Annotated in this window: 5 protein-coding genes and 1 pseudogene; all 6 read right to left on the bottom strand. The window is 69.7% G+C overall.

Translation table 11 applies throughout. From position 1 onward, the window contains the following. Positions 1-602: pseudogene (locus P3L51_RS34120) on the bottom strand (type VI secretion protein); the annotation flags it as partial. A 5-nt stretch (positions 603-607) separates the two neighbouring features. Further along, a complete protein-coding gene (locus tag P3L51_RS34115; protein WP_354609236.1) occupies positions 608-2,056 on the bottom strand; it encodes an ATP-binding protein in 1,449 nt (482 codons plus the stop codon). 43 nt (positions 2,057-2,099) lie between these two features. Continuing rightward, a complete protein-coding gene (locus P3L51_RS34110) occupies positions 2,100-3,665 on the bottom strand; it encodes an SCO6880 family protein (RefSeq protein ID WP_354609235.1) in 1,566 nt (521 codons plus the stop codon). Further along, positions 3,662-5,023, bottom strand: a complete 1,362-nt coding sequence (locus P3L51_RS34105) for a hypothetical protein (RefSeq protein WP_354609234.1) — start codon at positions 5,021-5,023, stop codon at positions 3,662-3,664. Before P3L51_RS34105 ends, P3L51_RS34110 begins: the two co-directional genes overlap by 4 nt. Then, complete coding sequence (locus tag P3L51_RS34100) at positions 5,013-5,879, bottom strand: DUF8175 domain-containg protein (RefSeq protein WP_354609233.1); 867 nt, start codon at positions 5,877-5,879, stop codon at positions 5,013-5,015. Before P3L51_RS34100 ends, P3L51_RS34105 begins: the two co-directional genes overlap by 11 nt. Before the next feature lie 210 nt (positions 5,880-6,089). After that, positions 6,090-6,398: a DUF8827 family protein gene (locus P3L51_RS34095; protein ID WP_189110607.1), complete on the bottom strand. Its 309-nt coding sequence runs from the start codon at positions 6,396-6,398 to the stop codon at positions 6,090-6,092. Between the last annotated feature and the right edge of the window lie 536 nt (positions 6,399-6,934).

The raw sequence follows: 6,934 nt of genomic DNA, 5'->3' as shown, positions 1-6,934 counted from the left end.
GAGACAGGTTCGGCGGGTCGGGGAGCCGGTGCCCGCTCGACGGGTGCCTGTTCGACCGGGGCGGGGGGCGGCGGGGTCGGTGCCACCGGAGCCGGGGCCGGCTGCGCCGCGGGTACGTACGGCGCCGGTGCGTCCCGTACGCGCTCCTCCGCCCGCGCGGCGGCCCGCTCCTCCGCCGACTCCTCCGCCCGCTCGCGAGCCCGCTCCTGTGCCCGCTCGCGTTCCCGGAGCCGTACCGTACGCAGCGCCCGCCAGCGGGTCACCACACCCAGCACGAACACCGTCAGCACGGCCGCCACCATCAGCTCGCCGATGAACAGGCCCCAGAACAGGCCGTATCCGGACAGCTCGCCCGGCGGGGTGTCCGGCCAGGCCGCCGGGAGGTCGTCCGGGGCCGAGACCAGCTGCCGTACCGCCATCGGCGTACGCATGAAGGTCACCGAGTCCGGCCACGAGCCGTGCGCGAAGAGCGCGGCGAAGCCCGTCGCCGTCCACGCGAACAGTGTGACCCCGAGCAGAAAGCCCAGCACGCCCAGGATCAGTCCGTCCGGAACCCCGCGCTGTTCACCGGGTCCGGCCCCGGATCCGCCACCAGCCGCCACGCCGCTCAGGCCACCGTCGACTCGGAGGACGCGTTCAACCGCTGCTGCTCCATGAGGATCGCGCGCTGTTCCGCCTCCCATTCGGCGGCCCGTACGTCGTCGGGCAGCCCGCCGGTCATGGCGTCGGCGGCGTCCGAGGCGTCGGAAGCCTGGCTGTTCTCCGTCATCGCGCGGTCGGTGAAGACCAGGGGGCGTTCGGCCTCGGTGACCAGGTGTTTGACCACCTGGACATTGCCGTTGACGTCCCACACCGCGATACCGGGCGTGAGGCTCGGGATGATCTCGACCGCCCAGCGCGGCAGCCCGAGGACCTGGCCGGTGGCCCGTGCCTCGTCCGCCTTCTGGGCGTAGATCGTTCTGGTCGACGCCATCTTGAGGATGGCGGCGGCTTCCTTGGCGGCGGCGCCGTCGACCACGTCGGAGAGGTGGTGGACGACCGCCACGAACGAAAGGCCCAGCCGGCGGCCGAACTTGAGGAGCCGCTGGAACAGCTGTGCGACGAAGGGGGAGTTGATGATGTGCCAGGCCTCCTCGACCAGGAAGATGCGCTTCTTCCGGTCGGGGCGGATCCAGGTGTGCTCCAGCCAGACGCCGACGATCGCCATCAGGATCGGCATCGCGATCGAGTTGCGGTCGATGTGCGAGAGGTCGAAGACGATGAGCGGCGAGTCCAGGTCGATACCGACGGTCGTCGGGCCGTCGAACATGCCGCGCAGGTCACCGTCGACGAGCCGGTCCAGGACGAGGGCGACGTCCAGGCCCCAGGCCCGTACGTCGTCTATGTCCACGTTCATCGCCTCGGCCGACTCCGGCTCCGGGTGGCGCAGTTGCTCCACGATGTCCATCAGGACGGGCTGGCGCTCGACGATCGTGGAGTTCACGTAGGCGTGCGCGACCTTGAGGGCGAATCCGGAGCGTTCGTCCAGGCCGTGGCCCATGGCGACTTCGATGATGGTGCGGAGCAGGGCGAGCTGCCCGGTCGTGGTGATCGCCGGGTCGAGCGGGTTGAGCTTGATGCCGCCGTCCAGGGCCGCCATCGGGTCGAGCCGGATGGGGGTTATACCCAGCTCCTGCGCGATGAGGTTCCACTCGCCGGCGCCGTCCTCGCCCTGGGCGTCGAGCACGACGACCTGGCGGTCGCGGAAGCGCAGCTGCCGCAGGACGTACGTCTTCTCCAGCGCCGACTTGCCGTTGCCGGACTCGCCGAGGACCAGCCAGTGGGGGGCGGGGAGTTGCTGACCGTACAGCTGGAAGGGGTCGTAGATGTAGCCCTTGCCGCTGTAGACCTCGCGGCCGATGATGACGCCCGAGTCGCCGAGGCCGGGGGCCGCGGTCGGCAGATAGACGGCCTGCGCCTGGCCGGTCGACGTACGGACCGGGAGCCGGGTGGTCTCCACCTTCCCGAAGAGGAAGCTGGTGAAGGCGTCCGTGAAGGCGGACATGGGATCTCGCATCACAGGCCCCTATCAGCGGCGGTCGTCGGTCGGCGGAGGGTGCTCATCGGCGGATGCCGGTGGCGAACGGCAGGGTGTTCACGAACGCCCGGTGGTGCTCGCGGTCGCACCACTCCAGCTTCAGATACGACTTGCCGGCCGACGCCCGGATCGTCCGCTTGTCCCTGGCCAGGGCCTCGGGCGAGCGGGACGACACCGTGATGTATCCGACGATGTTGACGCCCGCCGCACCGCTGGCGAGATCTTCACCGCGCTGGTCGAGCCGGCCGTGGGCCGCGATGTCGCGCGGGTCGACGGTGCGGTTCATCTTGGCGGCGCGGCTCGCGTCGGCCTCGTCGTTCGTCTTCTCCGTGAGCATCCGTTCGATGGCGACCTCGGTGGGCTCCAGGTCCATGCAGACCGCGACCGTACGGATCACGTCGGGCGTGTGGACGAGCAGCGGGGCGAGGAAGTTGACGCCGACCGGGGTCATCGGCCACTCCTTCACCCAGGCCGTGGAGTGGCACCAGGGTGCGCGGGTGGACGACTCGCGGGTCTTGGCCTGGAGGTACGTGGGCTCCATGGCGTCCAGCTCGGCCGGCCAGGCGTTTCTCTTCGTCATGGCCTGGATGTGGTCTATGGGGTGGTCCGGGTCGTACATCGAGTGCACGAGGGAGGCCAGCCGGGCCTGTCCGAGCGGCTGCCGGACGCGGATGTCGGCCTCCGCGAGACGGGCACAGATGTCGGTGAGCTCGCGGGCCATGACGACGGCGAGACCGGCGTCCTTGTCGAGCCTGCGGCCCCGGCCCTTGCCGCCGGCGGCCTGGCGGGTGGCGCGGGCCATGGCCTGGCCCTCGGAGGCCAGTTCGCGGGTGTAGTGCATGCAGGCCACGAGGTAGGCCCGGTGCTGCTCGCTGGAGGTCGAGACCATGGACTGGAGTTGCTCGTACGACTCCTGGAGCCAGCCCGGGGACGCGGAGTCGCCGCGCTGGGCGACGTCCTTGGCGTGCGCGTCGGGGTCGGCGGGGAGCGTACGGGCGAGCATCTGGAGGCGGGTGACGAAGCCGTCGCCGTTGGCGACATGCTTGAGGAGCGTGCCGAAGCGGTCGACGAGCGCTTCCTGGTCCTCGCTGTCGCGCAGGCCGACGCCGGGGCCCTCGATCTCGATGGCGGCGGTGACGGTGCGGCGGTCGGCGTGGAGCAGTACGGCGATCTCGTCCGGACCGAAGGGCGCGGCCAGCCAGTTGATCCGCCCGATACCGGGCGGCGGGCCGACCTCGACCTCACGGCCGTCGGCCGCGGTGCCGGACTCCATCGCGGCGGAGCGGTAGGTGGTGCCGTTGCGCAGGGTCCGTTTGAAACTGCGGTTGATCTCGAACCACTTGTAGATGGTGCGGTGCTTGTACGGGACGTACACCGCGGCCAGCGCGAGGAGCGGGAACCCGAGCAGCGTCACGATCCGCAGGGACAGGACGGGGACGATGAGCCCGCTCATCATGCCGAGGAACGCGCCGGCGATGATCAGCGCGATCTCGCCCGTCTCACGGTTCTTGCCGACGATCGCGTTCGGCCGCGCGCGGCCGATGAGATACGTACGGCGGGGCGCGATGGGATGGGACTGAATCGTCAACGCCCTCCCCCTCCTGTGCTGTTGTTACCGGTTCCGCGATTGCCGTGGCTGCTGCGGCTGCTGTGGGGGGTGCCGCTGGTGGGGCTGCTGGGACGGGGCGCGGAGGCGGGCGAGGGGACGCCGCCACCTCCGCCGCCGCTGCCGCCCGATGAGGGGCGGCTGCTGTGGGCGGCGACACCGCCGGAGACGGGGTTGGACGGGCGTGCCCCGCCACCACCGCTTTCACCGCCGCCGCCTCGGCCACTGTGGGTCTTGATGCCCTGCGAGACGACACCGGCGGGCGAACTGATCACGGCGGCGGCCCGGCCGCCGTCGGTGGACAGCTTGGCGTTGCTGCGGGCGCTCGCGATCTCGTCGCCGAAGCCGGGGACGAAGCGGTAGATCATGGCGGACGCGAAGATCGCGAGGAGGATGATGGCGAGCCCGGAGACGACGGCCGAGAACGAGTCGGGCCCGTCGTCGGACGACGTCAGCGCGCCGGCGAGGCCGAGGACGATGACGATCACGGGTTTCACCATGATGACCGCGATCATGAGCCCGGCCCAGCGGCGTACATGGCCCCACATGTTCTTGTCGACGAGCCCGGCGTAGACGACGACGCCGAGGAGGGCGCCGACGTAGAGCAGGATCGCCCGGATGAACAGCTCCAGATAGAGGATGCCGGCCGCGAGGATCGTCACGAGGGACACGACGATCAGCATGATCGGCCCGCCGCCGATCTCGGTGTCCTTCTTCAGCGCCTCGGAGAACGTCCCGAAGAACACATCGGTCTGCCCACTGGTCCCGCCGGCGATCACTTCGGTGACGCCGTCGGTGGCGGAGACGAGGGTGTAGAGGATGAGCGGCGTGAAGGCGGAGGCGAGGACGGTGAGCCAGAGGAACCCGATGGCCTCGGAGATGGCGGTGGTGAGGGGGACGCCGCGGATGGCGCGCTTGGCGACGGCGAGGAGCCAGAGGATGAGGGTGAGGATGGTGGCGGCGGCGAAGACGACGGCGTACTGGGAGAGGAAGGCGGTGTTGGTGAAGTCGACCGTGGCGGTCTCCTTCACGGCCTTGGAGAGGGTGTCCACGGTCCACGCGGCGGCGTCGGCGCAGCCGCGCGCGAGGGAGGTGAGGGGGTCGAGGGCGCTGGTGGGGTCGTTGAGGGGGGAGTTGTTGCTGCTGCTGCCGGCTTCGCCGTTGTCGCAGAAGTCGCGGGCGGGGCCGACGATGAGGTCGCAGTTCTCGTCGTTGGACGGCGTGGGTGTGGGCGAGGGGGTCGGCGCTGCGACGGCCCGTGTCGCCAGAAGCACCGCAGAGGTCTGCACCACGGCGAGAACACCGGCGATCTTGAGCGAGAGGCGACGGCTACCGGGCATAGGTGAAGCCTCCGTACTCCTCGACAGCTTTCGCGATCTCATCGGCGTTGGAGGCCGTACGGTCCGCGTTGACCGGTGCCGGACCGTCCTTCTGGGCAAAGCTCTCGACCTTCCAGTCGTCGCCCACCCACTGAAGCTTGAGCGTCATGGTGAACCAGTCGTTGGTCACCGGATTCGTAGAACTGACGCCGGCCGTGCCGAACACGCCCGTGCACCAGACCTCCACGGTGGCGGAACTGTCCGTGAACTGCGTGACCTTGGTCCCGACCGGAGCCGTACGTGAGACGTAGGTCAGGCCCTCGGCGGCGTTGCCGTTCTCGTCGAGACCGATCTTGTCCAGGAATGCTTTGTCGTACGCCGCGTCGAACTTCGCTTCCAGGTCCGCCGCCTTGTCGGGCGCGAAGAGCTGACGCATGATCTGCTCGCGGGCCGCGGGGCGCAGGATGTCGGCGGACACCAGAGCCACCGCGTAATTCGCCGCCGCACTCTCCGCCCCCTGCTCATCCTTCGCGAACCCCGACGGAATCCCCCCGCTCTTCCCCGTCACCGGCTTCACCCCCGACGCCGACGTCGGTTCCGAGCCCTGCGCTCTGTCGTCGCCGCCGCCGGCGCCCGACGCGCCGGAGTCGCCGCCGCCCCCGCGGTTCGCGAACGCGATAGCCGCGATCAGCAGCACCACCACACCCACCACCGCGATGAGCGAGCGCGAGCTCCGCTGGGGCCGTCGGCCGCCCCCGTAACCGTCGCCGCCCCCGCCGTCCGGCAGGCGTGTCCGTGTCTGGCCCATCCCGCCGAAGCTGTCGTCCGTCGTACGGCCCGGGTCGCCCCCGTGGCCGTGCTCATCGCCGAAGCTCATGCCGCGTCCGCCCCCTCGACCGGTTCAACCGTGTGCATTTCCGCTTGCGCTACCGCGTACGACGGTAGCGCTGGTTTCCGCGCGGGCGCGGTGTGGTGACTCGACATCAGGGAGACGCAACCTCGGCGGATGGGCGCGCGGACGGATGGTGTTGAGAGTGGACCGGCGTACGGGCGTACCCGGTGCGGATCGGACATGGCCGATATGGCGCTAAACGGCCATCCCGTACACAATCGTGAAGACTGTCCCGAGGGACCCGATGATGAAGACGCCGGTCAGGCCGGCCACGATCAGGCCCTTGCCCTGCTCCGCGCTGAAGGTGTCCCGCAGCGCGGTCGCGCCGATACGCTGCTTGGCGGCACCCCAGATCGCGATGGCGAGACAGAGCAGGATGGCGATGGCCATCACGACCTCGACAATGATGCGAGCCTCGGTGCCCAGGTTCCCGAAGGGCCCCCAGCTCGGAGCGATACCACCGATGATGGTGTTGATGTCGCCCTTCTCGGCTTCCACGTCCATGCAACTCACCGCCCCTGTTGGGTTGTTAAGTGCCCGCGCCCGGCGGCACGGATCGCCTTCTATCTTCGCTGATGGAACCGGCCTCGTATGCCGACTTGGCGGGTCTCTTTACCCGATCCCCGCACGTTTGACCGATCCGACTGTCCTGACCTGCGTCGTGAACCGGAGTATGCGGGTACGCGTATGGTCACTCTGTGTATCACGGAGGGTGACTCCGGGCAATGATTGGCGTTGTGCACTCTTGAGCCCGCCGCGGTTTTGCGACCGTGCGCCATCCGTGCGCCGCCCGCGGGCGAGAGGCGGGCCCACCGTACGAGTGAACCCGCGCGGGGTGCCGCGCCGTTGCTGAAGGCGCCCGATGCCAACGGGGGACGGGCCTTCCGCCCTCCCGTAGCCGCGCGGCCGGTTCGTCCCCCTCTTCTCCGCGGACCATCGACCCCTTCCCGGGTTGGGACAGTGCCACCCGACATCCCGGACAACAGAGGACAGGGGCGGGTGGCATGGCGGGCATGGCGGGCTATTCGGGCGGTTTGCAG

Source organism: Streptomyces panacea, from assembly GCF_040560175.1.
Lineage (GTDB): Bacteria > Actinomycetota > Actinomycetes > Streptomycetales > Streptomycetaceae > Streptomyces > Streptomyces panacea.
Note: the sequence above shows the minus strand (reverse complement) of the source record. Positions and strands in the feature narration are given on the sequence as shown.

Excerpts from the sequence above, each read along its gene's own strand:
- P3L51_RS34115 (WP_354609236.1), bottom strand. The coding sequence starts at position 2,056 with ATGCGAGATCCCATGTCCGCCTTCACGGACGCCTTCACCAGCTTCCTC.
- P3L51_RS34105 (WP_354609234.1), bottom strand. The coding sequence starts at position 5,023 with ATGCCCGGTAGCCGTCGCCTCTCGCTCAAGATCGCCGGTGTTCTCGCC.
- P3L51_RS34100 (WP_354609233.1), bottom strand. The coding sequence starts at position 5,879 with ATGAGCTTCGGCGATGAGCACGGCCACGGGGGCGACCCGGGCCGTACG.
- P3L51_RS34095 (WP_189110607.1), bottom strand. The coding sequence starts at position 6,398 with ATGGACGTGGAAGCCGAGAAGGGCGACATCAACACCATCATCGGTGGT.